Annotated in this window: 12 protein-coding genes; 4 read left to right on the top strand and 8 right to left on the bottom strand. The window is 57.8% G+C overall.

Going from position 1 to position 16,963, the window contains the following annotated elements:
- The first annotated feature begins 3 nt into the window (after positions 1-3).
- The 3 genes from ACFPDR_RS17995 (at position 4) to ACFPDR_RS18005 (ending at position 2,325) form a co-directional block, all read left to right on the top strand.
- Positions 4-501 (top strand): TRAP transporter small permease, encoded by a 498-nt coding sequence (locus tag ACFPDR_RS17995; RefSeq protein ID WP_009463607.1) that lies wholly within the window; start codon positions 4-6, stop codon positions 499-501.
- 82 nt (positions 502-583) lie between these two features.
- A complete protein-coding gene (locus tag ACFPDR_RS18000; protein ID WP_026483870.1) occupies positions 584-1,861 on the top strand; it encodes a TRAP transporter large permease in 1,278 nt (425 codons plus the stop codon).
- 29 nt (positions 1,862-1,890) lie between these two features.
- Positions 1,891-2,325: a CopD family copper resistance protein gene (locus ACFPDR_RS18005; protein WP_060186570.1), complete on the top strand. Its 435-nt coding sequence runs from the start codon at positions 1,891-1,893 to the stop codon at positions 2,323-2,325.
- Here the strand turns inward: ACFPDR_RS18005 and ACFPDR_RS18010 are convergent.
- The 5 genes from ACFPDR_RS18010 to ACFPDR_RS18030 form a co-directional block, all read right to left on the bottom strand.
- Positions 2,310-3,446, bottom strand: a complete 1,137-nt coding sequence (locus ACFPDR_RS18010; RefSeq protein ID WP_060186569.1) for a YncE family protein — start codon at positions 3,444-3,446, stop codon at positions 2,310-2,312. The genes ACFPDR_RS18005 and ACFPDR_RS18010 overlap by 16 nt on opposite strands.
- Positions 3,447-3,457: 11 nt before the next feature.
- Entirely contained in the window at positions 3,458-5,968 is a 2,511-nt protein-coding gene (locus ACFPDR_RS18015; protein ID WP_060186568.1) for a TonB-dependent siderophore receptor, read from the bottom strand.
- Positions 5,969-6,047: 79 nt separating this feature from the next.
- Positions 6,048-6,935 carry a FecR family protein gene (locus tag ACFPDR_RS18020; protein WP_115634771.1) on the bottom strand — a complete coding sequence of 296 codons (888 nt, stop codon included), beginning with the start codon at positions 6,933-6,935 and terminating at the stop codon, positions 6,048-6,050.
- Positions 6,936-7,466: an RNA polymerase sigma factor gene (locus tag ACFPDR_RS18025; RefSeq protein ID WP_115634773.1), complete on the bottom strand. Its 531-nt coding sequence runs from the start codon at positions 7,464-7,466 to the stop codon at positions 6,936-6,938.
- 229 nt (positions 7,467-7,695) lie between these two features.
- Entirely contained in the window at positions 7,696-10,290 is a 2,595-nt protein-coding gene (locus tag ACFPDR_RS18030) for a DNA topoisomerase III (RefSeq protein ID WP_060186565.1), read from the bottom strand.
- A 113-nt stretch (positions 10,291-10,403) separates the two neighbouring features.
- Between ACFPDR_RS18030 and ACFPDR_RS18035 the strand changes: the two genes are divergently transcribed.
- Positions 10,404-12,911 carry a GDYXXLXY domain-containing protein gene (locus tag ACFPDR_RS18035; protein ID WP_376911708.1) on the top strand — a complete coding sequence of 836 codons (2,508 nt, stop codon included), beginning with the start codon at positions 10,404-10,406 and terminating at the stop codon, positions 12,909-12,911.
- 245 nt (positions 12,912-13,156) lie between these two features.
- Here the strand turns inward: ACFPDR_RS18035 and ACFPDR_RS18040 are convergent, their stop codons facing one another.
- The 3 genes from ACFPDR_RS18040 to ACFPDR_RS18050 all read right to left on the bottom strand — a co-directional run bounded on the left by ACFPDR_RS18040 (position 13,157) and on the right by ACFPDR_RS18050 (position 16,951).
- Positions 13,157-13,615, bottom strand: coding sequence for a DUF494 family protein (locus tag ACFPDR_RS18040; RefSeq protein ID WP_009463598.1), 459 nt, complete (start codon positions 13,613-13,615; stop codon positions 13,157-13,159).
- A gap of 304 nt (positions 13,616-13,919) precedes the next feature.
- Positions 13,920-14,828 carry a tRNA glutamyl-Q(34) synthetase GluQRS gene (gene gluQRS / locus ACFPDR_RS18045; RefSeq protein WP_376911710.1) on the bottom strand — a complete coding sequence of 303 codons (909 nt, stop codon included), beginning with the start codon at positions 14,826-14,828 and terminating at the stop codon, positions 13,920-13,922.
- A gap of 110 nt (positions 14,829-14,938) precedes the next feature.
- Entirely contained in the window at positions 14,939-16,951 is a 2,013-nt protein-coding gene (locus ACFPDR_RS18050) for an acetyl/propionyl/methylcrotonyl-CoA carboxylase subunit alpha (protein WP_376911712.1), read from the bottom strand.
- Positions 16,952-16,963 lie beyond the last annotated feature (12 nt).

The raw sequence follows: 16,963 nt of genomic DNA on the forward strand, positions 1-16,963 counted from the left end.
ATCATGAAAGCTCTGTTGTCCGTTCTGGATAAGGGCCTGTTTCGTCTGGTGTCCTGGGTGACGCAGTTGCTGCTGCTCTCGGCAGTGGCGGCTGCGTTCTATCAAGTGATCGCTCGTTTCGTGCTCCAGTCGCCCGCCGACTGGAGCGAGGCCTGGTCACGTGCCGCTCTGATCTGGACAGTCATGCTGGGTCTGTGTCTGGCCTTGCGTCAGGGTGCCATGCTAAGCGTGGATGTGCTGCGGCTCTGGGTCGGAAAGCGGACGCAGCATTGGCTGGATGTGGCCGTGCTGATTACGTGTCTGGCTTTCTTCGGCCTGTTGACCTGGGTCGGCATTCAAATGACCTGGCGGGTGCGGTTTCAGACCATGCCTAGTCTGGAGTGGTCCATTTCCTGGGTGTATATCGCGATCCCGATTGGTGCCGTGCTGGCCATTTTGGGCCTGTTGGCCCGTTGGCTGGAGAAACCTGCGCCTGCTGTGGTCGATAACACGCAGCTCTAATTCAAGACCTGATTCCGTGCCTGTAAAGCACCACCGAACTCTCGATGCCCTACGGGCATCTGTTTAGACCGGAGACCGTATCGTGTCCCAGATCATGCTTGTGTCCATGCTGCTGTTTTTTGTATTGACGGTGCCCGTGGCGATTGCCGTGGGGCTGGCCAATATGGCGGGGGTAGCCTGGGAGGGGCGCATGACTTTTCTGGTCATCGCCCAGCAGTTGTATGCAGCTCTGGACAAGTATCCTCTGGTTGCTGTGCCCTTCTTTATTCTGGCAGGCAACCTGATGGAGTCGGGCGGCATGTCCAACCGTATGGTGGAGTTTGCCAAAAGCCTGGTGGGTGGTGTGCAGGGTGGTCTGGCTTGCAGCTGTGTGCTGACCTGCATGATTTTTGCGGCGGTGGCCGGTTCCAGTGTGGCAACCACTTTTGCGGTCGGGGCAATTCTTATCCCTGCCATGGTCCGGCATGGCTACCCGGCACCGTTCGCGGCATCCTTGCAGGCCTCAGCGGCGGAGTTGGGGGTGATCATCCCGCCGTCCATTCCCATGATTTTGTTTGCCGTATCCACGGACACGTCGGTAGGCGAGCTGTTCGTTGCGGGTATTGGCCCTGGCTTGTTGATCGGCGGCGCCTTGATGCTTTATGTGTGGCTGTATGCACGTCGCCATGGTCTGGGTTTGCAGGACGGTGTGGGTCGTTTGGGTGTCTGGACGGCATTCCGTCAGGCGTGGCTGGCCTTGTTGATGCCGGTGATTATTCTCGGCGGGATTTACGGGGGTATTTTCACGCCTACCGAGGCTTCGGCGGTGGCGGTAGTCTATGCCTTGATCGTGAGCATGTTTGTCTACCGCAGCGTTAAATGGGGCGACCTGTCCAAGGTGCTGCATCGTTCCGTGGTGTCCACGGCGGTCATCATGTTCATCATCGCCAATGCGGGTGTGTTTGGCTTCCTGCTCAATCGCACCGGCATTCCGGCTGCCATGGGGATCTGGTTGGGGGAATTGTTCAGTAGCCCCATGATGTTTTTGCTGGGTGTGAACGCGGCCTTGTTTGTGGTGGGGATGTTCGTTGAAACGTCGGCTTCGATCGTTGTGCTGGCTCCCTTGTTGTTGCCGGTGGCCGTGCAGTTCGGCATTGATCCGGCGCATTTTGGCATCATCATGGTAGTCAATCTGGCCTTGGGGATGGTGACACCGCCCTTTGGTGTGAACCTGTTTGCGGCTTGTTCAGTGGCCGGGATTTCTTTGGAAAAACTGATACGTCCCCTGCTGCCTTTTGTAGTCGTCATCCTGGCTTGCTTGATGCTGATCAGCTATGTGCCAGAAGTCAGTTTGTGGGCGCGAGACCTGGTGTACCGTTGATGAATCGTCTGCTTTCCTGAGCGCTGTTCATGAGCTATTTCCTCCTGTTGTTGGTTCACCTTCTGGCTGCGATTTTTTTTATCGGCACTGTGTTTTTCGAGGTGCTGATGTTGTCGCCTTTGGCGCGTCAGGTTTCCCGCCCATCGATGCGGGAGTTCGAGTATGCCTTGGGGCGGCGGGCGCGCCGCATCATGCCTTGGGTTTTGTTATTGCTCTACGGTGCGGGCTTGAGTCTGGCCTGGCAGCATCGGGCCTTGTTTGAGGTCGGCGGGGCCAGGGCCTGGATACTGGGCGTAAAGATCACTCTAGCGCTAAGCGTATTTGGACACTTTCTATCCGTTATGGTGATGAGCCGGCGCAAAACCATGACGGCGCGCCGGTCCCGGATCATTCACCTGAGTGTTTTCGCCCACGTTCTCTTGATAGTGGTGCTGGCCAAGGCCCTGTTTTACTGGCCGCTTTGAGGCGTGCCCGACCAGGGTTCAAAGCAGAGCAGGCCCACAGACTCCTGCGTCAGTTCCTCTCCTTTAGCGGGGTTTTTTAAGGACACATAGACGCGTCCGCTGCCGGTATCCAGCGCTAGGCTGTTGGTCAGCTTGTCGGTGGTGGCTGCGGCTACCGGGCGCAAGGTATCCAGTGTGTAGGCGGCAACACGTCGGTCGCTACGCTCGGACACGTAGGCCAGGTTCGCCGCGGGGTCAACGCTGATTGCCAGTGGATTGCCCTGAGCAAGCTGTGCCGCGAGAATCCGCCCATTTGTGGCATCGAGCATCAGCACTTGCTGGCGTGATCCACTCCAGTCGCGTTGGGGCAAAAGCCGCTGTTGCCAGGGAGTAATGGAATCGAGCCCCTGGTCAGTCACATAAAGGTGATCCTGGTGGTAGGCCAGATTGATGGGTTGATGCACGCCGGGCAGAGTCCAGCGTTCCTGGATGCGCAAGGCTCGGGTGTCGATTACCACGATTTCCGCCGCCATCGTGGAGACATACAATCTCCCGCCTTGTTCATCCAGGGCCAAGCCGGTGGGATAAAAGCCCAGGTCGGGGATACGGGCCTTAAGGGCAAGGTTCTGGCTATCCAGCACAAAGAGTACGCTTTCGCCGGCCGACAGGCCGGGTACAAATAGCAGGCCTTGAGTTTTGTCCAGAATAAGGCCACGCAAGTCGTGCTCGTAGCGCTTGCCATCTGCGCGGGGCTGGCTCAGTTGTACGGTGTGCAGCCTGCGATTGCGCTGTGTATCGATTACGCTGATGCGCCCTTGCAGGGAGTGGCCTACGTACAGGCGCTTGGCCTGATCGTCCAAGGCCAGACCAAAGGCGCGATAAGGCAAGAGCAGGCGGCTTTTTTCCTGCAAGTTGGCGGCATCGAGCTGCACCAGGCTGCTAGGTGGTGCATCGTCTTTGAAGCCACCGGCCACTGCCGCATAGACGGCTTGCTGGCTGGGGCTGTAGGCCAACTCGTAAACGCCCGGCCCCACGGCTGTTTGTAAGTTGCTGGCGGTGGGGCTGCACATACGTTGCGCCTGTACTGGCAAGGCCAGTGCGCCACTGGTGGCCAGCAGGGCAACTATCCAACGGGTTCGCATGGGAAAGCTCCTTAGTATTGCAGGGTGTAGGTCAGCGCGTAGGTGCGCCCTTGGCCCCGAAAATCCAGCACGCTGGGGGAGATAATGCCGCTGTAGATCAGCTTGGCCTGCTGACCCCATCGAGTTTCGTAGGATTTATTGAACAGGTTCTGAATCCCCAGTGACAGCGTGCCTTTGACTTGTGCGCTGTGATCGAACTGGTAGCGTCCCAGAAGGTCGACCAGTGTCAGGCTGGGCAAGGATTCTTGTTGCTGACCGCCGCCCACGCTGGGGATGTCGCTGCGCAGTTTCATCGAATGGGCCACCTGAGCGCGTACGGCCCAGTTATTGCCTTGCTTGCCAATATAGGCGGTGGCTTTGGACGGGCTGGAGTAGTAAATACCGCGTCGCTGCCAGCGGCCGTCTTTCAGCTCTTCATTGCGAATCAAGAGCAAGCTGGCTCCCGTGCTCCAGCCATCGTTCAGGCGCAGGTCTACTTGTCCTTCCAGACCGTAGTTACGTACTTTGGAGTCCACCAGTGAGATATTTAACGTGCTGCGGTTCAGGGCGATCGACTTGTCCGATTGCGAATGGAACAAGGCGACCTGGGCAGAGAGTGGGCCGTCGTTGTAGCGCCAGCCCACTTCGGTCGAGCGGGTTTTGATGGCCGCCATGGAGGAGTCTGTCACGCTGATGTGGCGACCCAGTGTCCAGTGATTGTCGATCAGTGAATAGCTGGCGCCTGTTCCATAGTATTTAGCAGGATCGGCCAGTTCAAAACCCTCGGAGTAATTCGCCCATACTTGCTGTGCCGGGCTGAGCTTGTAGATCAAGCCGGCATTGAACAAGGTCGTCCCATAGCTGTTGCGCCCGCCTGGAATGGAATCGGCAGACTGGCCGTAGCCCGATAGAACCAGGCGTTGCTGTATCCCCTGAACAAAGTCATTCACCTGCACACGGACGTGTTGCTTGCGCACTCCAGCGCTCAGGCTTAGTTTGTCAGTTAGATGCAGGTCAGCCTGTGCGAAGGCCCCCAATATGTGATTGCGAAAACCGGGGTAGCGCGGCAGGCTGGCCACCTTGTCAAACTCCAGGCCCCCACTGTCCATCGCTTTGTTGATGTCGAACATGGTTTGGGTGGCTTTGAAGGTTTCGTGATCGTAGTCCACACCGTAGTTCAAGCTGAAGCGGTCCCAGTCCTTGTTGAGCATGGCTTTCAGCCCGTACGTCTGGGTTTCCTGAGTTGAAACACTCCAGTTGTAGATGCGTTTGCCTGGAACAAGCGGGTTGGCGTCTGAATCCGGGTAGGGATAAAAACGCATGGATTCATTGCGATAGTAGGCCTTCAGATACAGGTCCTGGCCACCGAGCACATCACCCTTGAAGTAGTCCGCCGCCAGAATCTGGCGTTCGGTGCGGGGCTTATAGTCCGAGTCAAAACCGCTGCGTATATCCAGTTCCGACGGGTTGAGAATATTGTCATTGGGACCGGGACGTAGCCACAGGGCTTTGCCCGGTTTAAAGCCGGAATCGTAGTATTGCGCCAGTAGACGCAACTCGCCCGCCTCTTGCAGATCCACATTCAAAGAGCCCATCAGATCCAGGGACCGGTTCCATTGCAAGTCTGTTTGTGTAATGTCGGGCAGGACGCGTTCACCTTGACTGTCATAGGCGCCGCCATTACGGGTCAGTGACAAGGCCAGTCGCCCTTGGAGGGTGTCGTTGCCGCCTTCTACGGATTGCGACAGGGTGGTGTTCAGGTCATCGCCCGCTTGCAAGCCGCTTCGTACCCCCAGCTCGGAGACAAACCGAGCCGGACCGGGTTCGGCGCGTTTGGTAATGATATTGATGATCCCGCCTGTGGCGTTGCCTCCGTGGATAGCGGTGGCCCCTGACAGGACTTCAATGCGTTCGATATTGAAAGGATCAATGGAATCAAACTGTCGGCTTAACTGACGCGAGCCGTTCAGAGAAATGCCGTCGATCATGACTTGAGTGGGACGGCCTCGCAGGTATTGGCCTGCATTGGTGCGGGATTGCCCTCCCAGATCCAGTCCGGGAATCAGTTGTCCCAGCATTTGCTTCAGGGAGGCGCCTGCACCGGTTTGCTCGGCAATTTGTTTTGAGTCAATGACCCAGACCGTGTTGGCGGTTTCGTCAATGGATTTTGGGGTCCGTGAGGCCACAACGGTAACGGCGGCCAGTGTCTCACCTTGTCGGATAGGGGCGTCCTGGGCCTGCGAAGGGACGGTCTGCAAGGTGTAGGAGTCGGCCCCGACCTGCCGAGGGGCCAGTCCCGAGCCGTTCAGTACGGCGTGCAAGGCTTGAGCAGCGGTGTAGCTGCCTTGCAAGGGGGGAGACAGGCGATGCTCGACCAGATCCTGAGTGAAAAAGACTTGTATGCCTGCTTGACTGGCAATCTGGGTTAACGCGGTGCCCAAAGGCTGGGCGGGTAGATTGAAACTTAGGGTCTGGGCATGAACAGCGGTGCCAATGCTGGCCAGAGCCAGGACAGCCAAGGGAGTAGAGAGCGTCAGGCGCATGGACAAAGTACCTTGAAAGGAGGACTGATATAGCTAAGCCGATTCAGAAGACCGGCTTCCCTACCTCGCTTACAAAGAATTACTTTTTAAGGGGGAGGACCAGTAGGCTGCCATCAGCCTGTGGCTGAAGCTCGATTGACCAGACCTGGGGTAGCAAGGCTGGCAGTTGGTCCAAAGCCGTAAGCTGAAAAACGGCGCTGACTCTGCGTTGGGCCAAGGCAGGGTCCAACACCCGCAGGGTTTGCGGCAGATAAGCTTGTAGTTGATGCAATGCTTGCTCCAGGGGTAAATCATTGATCAGCAGTTGACCGCGTTGCCAGGCCAGCAGCGTGTCGGCCTGCACAGTTTCAATTTGTCCCATCCCGGCAGCATCGACTAGCAGCCGTTGATCAGCCTGCAAGACACGGAGGATGTCCGGGTGATGTGCCTGGTCGCGGACCTGCACCCGTCCTTGCTCTACGATCACGGCAACGGTATCGGGCTTGTGTTCAACCGCAAAACGTGTGCCCAGGACGCGGACTTGTACCGTGCCGGCCTGCACCTGGAATGGACGCCAGGCCGAGTGGCTGACATCGAAATATGCCCGGCCCTGCTCCATCTGTATGTCCCGGCTACGTAGCCGCCAGGTGACCGATAGCCGGGTATCACGGTCCAGGACGGCGATCGAACCATCGGATAGCGTAACGCGTTGCTGAGCGTGAGCCATGCTGCTAATCGATTCGTGTTGCCAAGCCGGGTTCCCGTACCACAGTCCTGTTGCCGCGATTGCGAGAACCAGCAAGCCGGAGCTAGCGCGTCGCCGTTCTCGTTTGCGTTTACGTTCGTTGGCCTGGCGAGCCAGTTGTTCTAGGTCTGGCAAAGGAAATTGCTCACGCAGTGTTCCCTGATTTTGATTGAGCAGTTCGTCCAGTTGGGATTCAGTAGCTGGATCTTGAGCGGGCGGGATGGGGCCAGGAGTGGAACTCATTTAATAACGCTCCATATGACGGCGACAATGCGCCATGCCCAGCCGTATATGTTTTTCTACGGTTTTGACCGAGATAGCTTGCAGGCGAGCGACGTCTGCCTGGCTGATATGGTGAATCTTATGCAAGATGAATACCTCCTGGCAGCGGGGAGGCAACGTCTGAATCGCTTGCATCAGGTGGTCCAATGCTTGACGGGTACACGCATGCTGTTCAGGAGTGGCCGCCGGGCATACCTGGTCTTCGGGCCAGAAGTGACCCTCGTCGTGCTTGCATCGGCGCTGGTCATGGCGGTAGCGATCAATCGCCAGATGGTGCAAGATGCGCCGTAGCAGGGCCAGGGGGGAGCGGGGTTCAGGGCGCTGGGGGCGTTCCAGCAAACGCAGGCAGGCGTCGTGCAGCACATCCTGTGCAAAATGATGAGCACCAAAGCGGCGGCGTAATTGAGCCAGCAGATCATCGTAGTGTTCGCATAAGGCGTCGACCAGCGAATTGCGCCGGTGGCGGGATGAAGCACGGGGTTCTGTCGGCATGGGTGGGAAGCTGCCTGCGAGGCAAAAATAGGAGCAGAATCGGCAAGGTAAATAAAAACGATTCTTATTTTAATATAAGTCGGCTGACAGAGAAAATGCGGGTGGGTCGGCTAGCGAGGTGTCACGTGGTGGGGCATAAAAAACACCCCAAAGGTTGGATCAATATCCAACTTTTGGGGTGCAGTTGATGGCGCGGGCCTTGTTGCGATCGATGTAGTGGGCCGGCAGATTATTGTGCGGTTTTAGCGGCCGTTTTTTTGGTGGCCGATTTTTTAGCGCTCGTCTTCTTAGCCGCTGTTTTCTTCACGGCCGTCTTTTTAGCCACCGCTTTGGTCGCCGTTTTCTTGGCGGCCGACTTGCGACCTGGCTTCTCTGGACGAGGCTCGAACTCAAAGCCGATCTTGCCGTCTGCCTGACGCACCAGGAAGGCTTTGAACTTGCGGTTGGTGCGCGAGGACACGAAACCATCCAGCAGGTCTGTCTTGCCTTCGCCCAGCAACTTGGCCATCTGCTCGCGGGTAATTTCCTGCTGCAGAATCACCTTGCCGCTACGGAAGTCGCAGCTCTTGGAGGGGCCAACGGACTTCTCGCACAAGTAACGCAAGCCGTGCTCAAAGACCGGGGACTGGCACTTGGGGCAGGGGCCGACCGGGGTCTGGCCGCTGAAATCCAGGGCTTCGTCATCATCGTCGTCGTTCTGGCCGAAGTCGAACTCCAGCTTGTACTCGTCGGTAATGCGTAAAAGTGCCGCAAAGGGACGCCCCATCTTGCTGATGAAACCAGGCAGTGGGCCCAGTTCTTTCTTGGCAAGCAGCTCTTCAACTTCAGGCAGCTCGAAGGTGCGACCACCGGGGTGCTTGCCGATAGAGAAATCGCAAGCCGTGCAGGCATAACGACGGTAATTTTCTTTGACCACGCCACCACATTTAGGGCATGGCGTCTGCAAGGTCGCGTAATCACCCGGAACCGTGTCGCGCTCATATTCTTTCGCGCGCTTGACGATAACTTGCGTCATCTGCGCGATTTCACGCATGAACACGTCCCGATCCAGCTGACGTTGCTCGATCTGCTTGAGCTGGTGCTCCCATTCGCCAGTCAGTTCGGGCGAAGTCAGTTCGCTCACGCCCAGACCGGACAATAAAGTCATCAGCTGACGTGCCTTGGCGCTAGGCACCAGCTCGCGGCCTTCACGACGCAAGTAGGCTTCGTTCAGCAGACCTTCAATAATGGCAGCACGAGTGGCTGGCGTACCCAGACCGCGCTCGGACATGGCTTCGCGCAAGGCTTCGTCATCTACCAGTTTGCCGGCGCTTTCCATGGCCGACAGCAGGGTCGCTTCCGTAAAGCGTGCAGGTGGCTTGGTAGCCAGGGCCTTGGTGTTCACGTCTTCAGTGCGAACCTTCTCGCCGTCAGCAACCGGCACCAGGGAGGCATCTTCACCTTGGGCATCGCGGCCATAAATAGCCAGCCAGCCCGGTTTGACCAGCACTTTGCCTTCCGTCTTGAAGTGGTGACCGGACACCTGCGTAATACGCGTGGTGACGCGGAACTCCGCGGCCGGGAAGAACACGGCCAGGAAGCGACGGCTGATCAGCTCGTAAATCTTGTGTTCGGCATCACTCAGCTCCCGAGGCACCTGCAAGGTGGGGATGATGGCAAAGTGATCCGAAACCTTTTTATTGTCGAAAATCCGACGGTTGGGCTTGACCCATTTCTGCTCGACCACTTCCTGCGCAAACGGCTGTACCGAAGCGCTGGCAGGCGTACCGCTGTCAGCCAGCGCACGCATGGTTTCTTGCACCGTACTTATATAGTCTTCAGGCAGATAGCGCGAATCGGTACGGGGGTAAGTCAGCGCCTTGTGGCGTTCGTATAGCGTCTGCGCCAAGGACAAGGTGGTCTTGGCAGAGAAGCCGAAGCGCGAGTTGGCTTCGCGTTGCAGCGAGGTCAAATCAAACAAGGCGGGCGACATCTGCGTGCTGGGCTTGGATTCCTCGGTGACTACGCCGGGTTGCTCGCGGCACGCGGCCACAATGGTTTGGGCCGCCGTCAGGGACCACAGACGCGAGTCTTTTTTCTCGGGGTCATGCTCGTCTTTGACGAACTTGGGATCGAACCAGCGGCCGGTGTACAGGCCTGCAGCGGCAATAAAGTCCGCATGTACTTCCCAGTAATCGCGCGACACGAACTGGCGAATGCGGTTCTCGCGCTCGTTCACGATAGCCAGCGTGGGGGTTTGCACACGGCCCACGGGGGTCTTGAAAAAACCGCCATCCTTGCTATTGAAAGCCGTCATGGCACGGGTGCCATTAATGCCCACCAGCCAGTCCGCTTCAGCGCGCGAACGGGCCGCCGCTTCCAGCGGTTTCATGTCTTCATCGTCGCGCAGGTTTTCAAATGCTTCACGGATCGCCGATTGTGTCATCGAACGTAACCAAAGCCTTTGCACCGGTTTTTTCGCTCCAGCGTACTGCATAATGTAGCGAAAAATCAGCTCACCCTCGCGCCCCGCGTCACAGGCATTAATAACAGCGGTGACATCTTTTCGTTTGATCAGCTTGACCAGCAGTTTCAAGCGCTCAGTCGATTTCTTGTCAGTCGGGTTGAGCTCAAACTGAGGGGGAATAACAGGTAGATGCGTGAAGCTCCACTTGCCGCGGACCGGATCATTAGGGGCCACCAGGCCCAGCAGATGGCCGATGCTGGAGGCCAGCACATAGCGATCGCTTTCAAAATAATCACCTTCTCGAGTGAAACCGCCCAATGCCCGCGAGATATCTACGGCGACTGAAGGTTTCTCGGCAATGATTAGTGTTTTATCCATATGATTCCAGTGACAGCAACTGCGCTGCAATGCGCGAAATGATACGAGGTGCTTATCCCTCTATGCAAGTTATGAGACCTGACAAGACTAACGTATGGCCCACAGACTGGCGAGTGTTTCTGACAAAACTGGCCTGGGGTTTGGCCGTTTTGCTGCTCGCTAGTGGTCTGGTGACCTGGATTGCGGCCAATTGGGAAAACTGGGGGCACGTAGCCAAATTTGCCCTGGCTCAAGGCGCCGTGCTGGTTTCTGCAGGGCTGGCCTTGCTGTTTCGCCGACGTTCCGGTGGCTGGGGTCATGATCTGGGAGTGCCTGCTGCGTTGACCGGCCTGGCCGCCGTGGCCACGGGCGGTTTGCTGGCGCTGATTGGCCAGACTTATCAGACTGGCGCAGACCCTTGGCAGCTTTTCGCATTGTGGACTGTGCTGATCATACCTTGGGTATTCACAGTGCGCAGTGTCTTTCTGTCGGTGCTGTGGCTGGTACTGATCAATACCGCCTTGTACTTGTGGATTGATGTTGCCCGCTTGGGCTGGTTCGGGCGCAGTTACACCTCGCAGACCTTGCTAGCTTTGGCAGTCAATGCGCTGTTGTTGCTGGCCGCCGAAACCATCTGGCGTGCGCGTCATGACCCGTGGCGCATCGTGCCGCGTGTGGCAGCAATTGCGGTGGGTTTTTTCATCGGTGCCCAGGTCATGGAAGGCAACTTCCTGCTGGGACTGGTCCTGTTCCTGGTGCTGTACGGTATTTATCACTACCGCCGCCCGGATTTGCTGATCATGTCCTTGGCCTCGTTCGGTGCGTATGGCTCCTTGAGCATGCTGATTATCGAGTATGCAAGCGATGCGTTTCTGCTGATCGTGGTGGTGATTGTGGGCCTGGGCCTGGGCTTGCTGCGCTTCCTGCAGCAACAGGTCGTCCATTGGCGACGGACTCATGGTGGCGAAGCGGCCGCAACTCAAGCACCAGTGAACGCAGCAATGGCAACAAGTCCTGCCGCCTCAACAGCAGAGACCCTGGCCCACGCACAGGCTAGTGTTCAAGCTGACGCTCAGGATAGTGACGAGCATCACCCCTGGTATCTGCGCGTGATCAAGCTGTTCCTCTACCTGCTGTTACCGCTGATTATTCTGCTGTACCTGGCTGTTTCTCTGGATTTGAGTCTGGAAGCGCTAGGTGTACTGGGCGGCATCATGGCTCTGGTGTCCCCCGTGCTGTTTGGCAAGGCTCACACAGTACCCAGCCGGGATCTGGTCGGCGGCTGGGTTGCGTGTGCGCTGCTCTTGCTGAGCGCGCCGCTTGTGGACATGCGCTACCCCTGGCCACCTGAGGCCAGCGCCATGATAGCCGTCGTGATCAGCACCTTGCTGTACAGACTTGCCAAAGGCCAGTTCGTATTGCGCATGTTGCTGGTGATTTGGGCACTGGCCGCGATCGAGTTTCTGGTGATCGAGCGCTTGTTTGATCGCTGGACCATGATGCCTTATTGGGTGCTGGAAATGCCCGCGGCATTCATGTTTTTTGCCGCCTTGTTGCTGGGGCATTTCTATCTGCGTGGTGAGCGCAAGCCGCATTTCTGGCTGCCCTTGTTCTGGTCCTTGCTGCTCGCTTCCCAGATTCATCTTGTTTCGGCGGGCACGCTGTTTTATTCCATGCCCTTCTGGGACGAGTCGCGGCCGTACCTGACCGTAGCTGGCTTTCTGCTGGCCATGGCTCCTTTGGCGATACTGGCGTTTTATTGGCGCGGCTGGCGTGACCAGCCCCTGGTTTATGGCATTGCCTTGCTGGGGATGGCCGCTTTGTGCGCGGTCTGGACACCCTATCCGCCAGTGGCCCTGGCCTTGAGCTGGGTTCTGGTGGCTTATGCCTGGCGTTATCTCAGCTTGTTGGCGGTGGCCGTGGCAATGGGCCTGTTCTGCCTCTGGCGTCTGTATTACATCCTGAATATCAGCTTGCTGGACAAGGCCGAACTGTTGCTGGCAACCGGAGTGGGATGTCTGGTCTTTGCCTATTTGGGTCAGTTGAGTCGCAAGAAGAAAGGGGCGGTAGCAGCGCCGCAGGAGACGCCCAAGGGTATTGTTGCCAGCGTTCTGCTGGGGACTGTGCTGGTGCTGGGTGTGGCCAACGTGGCCATCGTGCAAAAAGAACGTATCTTGATCGATGGTCAGACGGTCTTGCTGGAGCTGGCTCCGGTGGATCCCCGTTCGCTGATGCAGGGCGACTATATGTCCTTGAACTTTGCCCTGTCGCAGAACTTGTCTGCCCTGTCCTGGGGCTTGCCCAAGGATGCGCTTGCCAAGATGGACGCTCAGCAATGGGTTGTTGTGGCAGTGCAGCTGGATGAGAACAAGGTGGCGCAGCTCAAGGGTGTTTATCTGGAGCAGGACGGCCAGGAGCGTCTGTGGAGCGAAGAAGGCCCTGTGGCTGAACCTTCCGATGTGATGCGCTTGCGCATGCGTCGTCACCGCAGTAACTGGACGCCTGGAACAGATGCCTGGTTCTTCGCTGAAGGCTCGGCAGATCGCTTCGATGCCGCCCGTTATGGCGAGTTTGCGGTGGTCGAGGGTGGTCAAAGCCTGCTGCGCGCGATGCTGGACAAGGACAGAAAGGAAATCAAGTAAGCCTGAGCTGAACAACTGCGCTCAATAGCCTGTAGCCGGATTGTCTCTAATAAAGACAATCCGGCTTTTTTGTGTCTGGGGTTTGTTTCGCTAGAGGCAGCCAAGCCAGAGCCAGTCAGCAGCAAGCCCAATCAAAAAGGCCCGAGTCCGATGTAGCGTCGGATTCGGGCCTTGGCTTTTTGTGTTGAAGGACCCTCTTTATCGGGGCCGTTTCTTGAACAAAAAATAGGTTCCTGTGTATCAGCTTAGTGGGACTGACGGGTGGAGTCGTCGCTGAGCAGCTCTTCAAAGATCAGGTGATCGATTTCGGCTTCGTGGCTCCACAAAACCATCAGGGCGACAATTTTTATTTTGTCCAACGAGACCGGGCTTTCGTCCACCGTCATGGCGCTTTCAATCAGGATTTCGCGCAGGTGGGCGGTAAGAGCGCCGGAATTTTGCAAAAAGGTGATGAAACCCATCGCGTCAGCGCCCAGCACATGTTGTTCGTGCTCAGAAAAAATACGCTGACTGTTGGGACTGAGTTGAGCCGTAGGCTGACACTGCTGCGAGGTCTCGCCCAGTGCATGTAACCAGCCCAGTGCGTCGTTGATGTCCTCGTCTTCAAAGCCAATAGCCGCCAGCTTGTGGGCCAGAACCTCCGCCTTGGGACAGGACTGGGGGTTGTAATACGTCTCGAATAGATAAACCAGGATATCAAACATGGGTATAAGGTTGCCGTCCTAAGTGATTAAAAAAACTGCGTGATTTCGGTAACCAGTGACCAAACTTTACGCTGATTTGCGGTAGGGGGCAAATGGGGTGTTCAGGGGATGGATGGGTCTTGCCTTGCGCATCCAGACTGCTTTTTGCCTGGGTCTGCTCTGGCAGACGCCCTTTGCGGCAGGGCGTCTTTATGATTGAAACATAAATCGATTGTTGGGGCAGAAACTGTCGTTTATTTGAAACCCTAGGTGGCATCCGCATCCGCATCCGCATCCGCATCCGCATCTAGCCTCGGCTCGTGGCTCAGTTGTTCGGGCTTGGCTTCGCAGGCAGCGGGAAGCGCTGCGCCCACGCACTGATGGCCTGGCTCCAGAACCCGTCCAGGGTGTTCGCAGCCACGGGAGCAAAACCCAGAAAGGCCCAGACGCGTTGAAGCGTCTCCATAGGATGCTCCAGGTCAAAGGCCGGGGCATGGTTCTGTTTGGAGAGCTTGCGGCCTTGCTCATCGCAGGCCAGCGGCACGTGCAACGTGCGCGGGACAGGCAGGCCCAGGACTTTTTGCAGTACGCGCTGGCGGGCTGTGGAGCTGAGCAAGTCTGCGCCGCGTACAACATCAGTGATCCGGCTGTCCGCATCATCAATGACCACGACAAACTGGTAAGCCCAGAGCTTGTCGGCGCGCTTAAGAATGTAGTCCCCGACTTCTTTGGCTACGTCCTGTTGCTGCGGCCCGGCCCAGCGATCGGTGAAGTGTTCCACCCCTTCCGGGACACGTAGCCGCCATGCACGGATGGTACGGTCTGCCGGGATGCCGTGGCGGCAGGTGCCTGCATAGGGATATTCATGCGAATCCGGGGCAACCGGCATGGAAGCCGCCAGAATTTCCTGACGGGTGCAGGTGCAGCCGTAGACCAGATCTCGCTCGCGCAGGCCATCAAACACTTCCTGGTAGCGTGCCAGCCGCTGGCTTTGCCAAATCACCTCGCCATCCCAATGCATGCCCAGGCCTTGCAACTGCTGCATGATGATCTGGTCAGCCCCTGCGACCACGCGTGGCGTGTCTATATCTTCAATGCGCAGTAACCAGCGCCCGTTCTGGGCGCGTGCATCCAGGTAGCTGGCCATAGCGGCCACCAGTGAACCCTCGTGCAAGGGACCACTGGGACTAGGCGCAAAGCGACCACAGTAAGGGGTAAGGGGCTGGGCGGTCATGAGTCGTTCTTAACGGCAAGAGCCCCTGGGTGGGGGCTCTTGTTTGTGCGACTTTACGCCTATTTTTCCAGCCCGGCAATGCGTTTTACACGGGCTGGAAGGGAGGAGTTTCAGCTCTCCATTGTGACCAGTTCTGCACCTTCAGGCACTTGATCGCCCACCGCAAAGAACAGCTCGGCCACGGTGCCGTCTGCCGGTGCCTGAATGGAGTGTTCCATTTTCATGGCTTCCATGACCAGCAGCACATCGCCCTGTTTGACGCTGTCACCTGCGCCCACATTCAAGGCAATGATCTTGCCCGGCATGGGAGCGGTCAGGCGGCCTCCGTGGGCTTCCTGGCTGTTGGTGCCGGCACTGGCCAAGGTGTCGACCACGGCCAGGGTCCAGTCTGAACCAGCCTGGGCAACTTGCAGATGGTCGCCATCTTGCAGCACCTGGGCGCGGTATTCGACCTGATCTAGCCACAGACGCAAGGTCAGGGTTTTGGCCAGACCAGCCCTTGCCTCGGCTTGCCAGCGCAGCGCGTGTTGGGTTTCGCCCAGCGTGATCTGCCACTGGTTGTCACGACGTTGCAGCAGCACTTCGTGGGCTTCTTCACCCAGTTGCAAGGCCACTTTCTGATCGTAGTCCCCGCTCAAACGCCAGGCGTCATGTACCGCCCACGGGTCGGAGTTGGGGGCTTGCCCGCTCATACCCTGATGAGTCAGCACGGCGCAGGCGGCGAAGGCCAGCACAGAAGCTGGAACGTCCTGATTGCTGGGGAACAGCGCATCGTGACGACGTGGAATCAGACCCGTATCCAGATCGGCCTGGGCAAAGGCTTCATCGCCCAGCAGACGTTGCAGGAAGGTCTTGTTGGTGTGTACACCGGCCACTTGAGTATCGGCCAGCGTGCGAATCAGGCGACGGCGGGCCTGCTCACGATCAGCACCATGGGTGATGACCTTGGCAATCATGGGATCGTAGAAGGGGCTGATGACGCTGCCTTCACGCACGCCGCTGTCGATACGCACATCACCGGAGGTGAAGGACGCATGGGCGGGGTACTGCAAGCTGCGCAGCGTACCGATGGAGGGCAGGAAGTCCTTATCGGGGTTTTCTGCGTAGATACGAACCTCGATGGCATGGCCATTGATGCTCAGCTCTTCTTGTTTGGCAGGCAAAGGCTGGCCATCGGCTACACGCAATTGCCATTCCACCAGATCGTGGCCGGTAATCAGTTCGGTGACGGGGTGTTCGACTTGCAGGCGGGTATTCATTTCCATGAAGTAGAAACGCCCGTCCTGCTCGGCAATGAACTCCACCGTGCCTGCGCCCACATAGTTCACGGCGCGTGCCGCTGCAATGGCCGCTTCACCCATGGCCTGGCGACGCTCGGGCGTCATGCCGGGGGCGGGAGCTTCTTCAATCACTTTCTGGTGACGGCGCTGTACCGAACAATCGCGTTCGAACAAGTAGACGTAGCCACCGTGCTGGTCACCAAAGACCTGAATTTCGATATGGCGTGGCTTGGTGATGTAGCGCTCGATCAGTACGCGGTCGTCACTAAAGCTGCTGGCGGCTTCGCGCTGGCAAGAGCGCAAGGCTTCCAGGAACGCGCCGGACTCTTCCACAATGCGCATGCCCTTGCCGCCACCACCGGCGCTGGCTTTGATCAGCACGGGGTAGCCGATTTGGTCGGCTTGCTGGTGCAGAAAGTCGGGGTCCTGATTGTCGCCGTGGTAACCGGGCACCAAAGGTACACCGGCTTTTTCCATCAGGGATTTGGCGGCGGACTTGCTGCCCATGGCCGCAATGGCTTGAGCGGGCGGGCCTACAAAAATAATGCCGGCTTCTTCACAAGCGCGAGCAAAGTGCTCGTTCTCGGACAGAAAGCCGTAGCCGGGATGGATGGCATTCGCGCCAGTGGCACGGGCGGCTTCCAGAATGGCGTCGATCTTCAGGTAACTGTCGCGTGGCTCGGGGCCACCGATGCGCACGGCTTGATCACAAGCACGTACGTGCTGGGCGTCGGCGTCCGCGTCGGAGTAAACCGCAACGGTACGCAGCCCCAGGCTGCGGGCAGTGGCGGCCACCCGGCAGGCAATTTCACCGCGATTGGCTATCAGCAGGGTCTGAAACACAGTGTCTCCTTG

The sequence above is a fragment of the Alcaligenes sp. GCM10023179 genome, assembly GCF_042653705.1.
Lineage (GTDB): Bacteria > Pseudomonadota > Gammaproteobacteria > Burkholderiales > Burkholderiaceae_B > Alcaligenes > Alcaligenes phenolicus.

Coding starts and splice junctions, on each gene's coding strand:
- ACFPDR_RS17995 (WP_009463607.1), top strand. CDS start 4: ATGAAAGCTCTGTTGTCCGTTCTGGATAAGGGCCTGTTTCGTCTGGTG.
- ACFPDR_RS18005 (WP_060186570.1), top strand. CDS start 1,891: ATGAGCTATTTCCTCCTGTTGTTGGTTCACCTTCTGGCTGCGATTTTT.
- ACFPDR_RS18010 (WP_060186569.1), bottom strand. CDS start 3,446: ATGCGAACCCGTTGGATAGTTGCCCTGCTGGCCACCAGTGGCGCACTG.
- ACFPDR_RS18015 (WP_060186568.1), bottom strand. CDS start 5,968: ATGCGCCTGACGCTCTCTACTCCCTTGGCTGTCCTGGCTCTGGCCAGC.
- ACFPDR_RS18020 (WP_115634771.1), bottom strand. CDS start 6,935: ATGAGTTCCACTCCTGGCCCCATCCCGCCCGCTCAAGATCCAGCTACT.
- ACFPDR_RS18025 (WP_115634773.1), bottom strand. CDS start 7,466: ATGCCGACAGAACCCCGTGCTTCATCCCGCCACCGGCGCAATTCGCTG.
- ACFPDR_RS18030 (WP_060186565.1), bottom strand. CDS start 10,290: ATGGATAAAACACTAATCATTGCCGAGAAACCTTCAGTCGCCGTAGAT.
- ACFPDR_RS18040 (WP_009463598.1), bottom strand. CDS start 13,615: ATGTTTGATATCCTGGTTTATCTATTCGAGACGTATTACAACCCCCAG.
- gluQRS (WP_376911710.1), bottom strand. CDS start 14,828: ATGACCGCCCAGCCCCTTACCCCTTACTGTGGTCGCTTTGCGCCTAGT.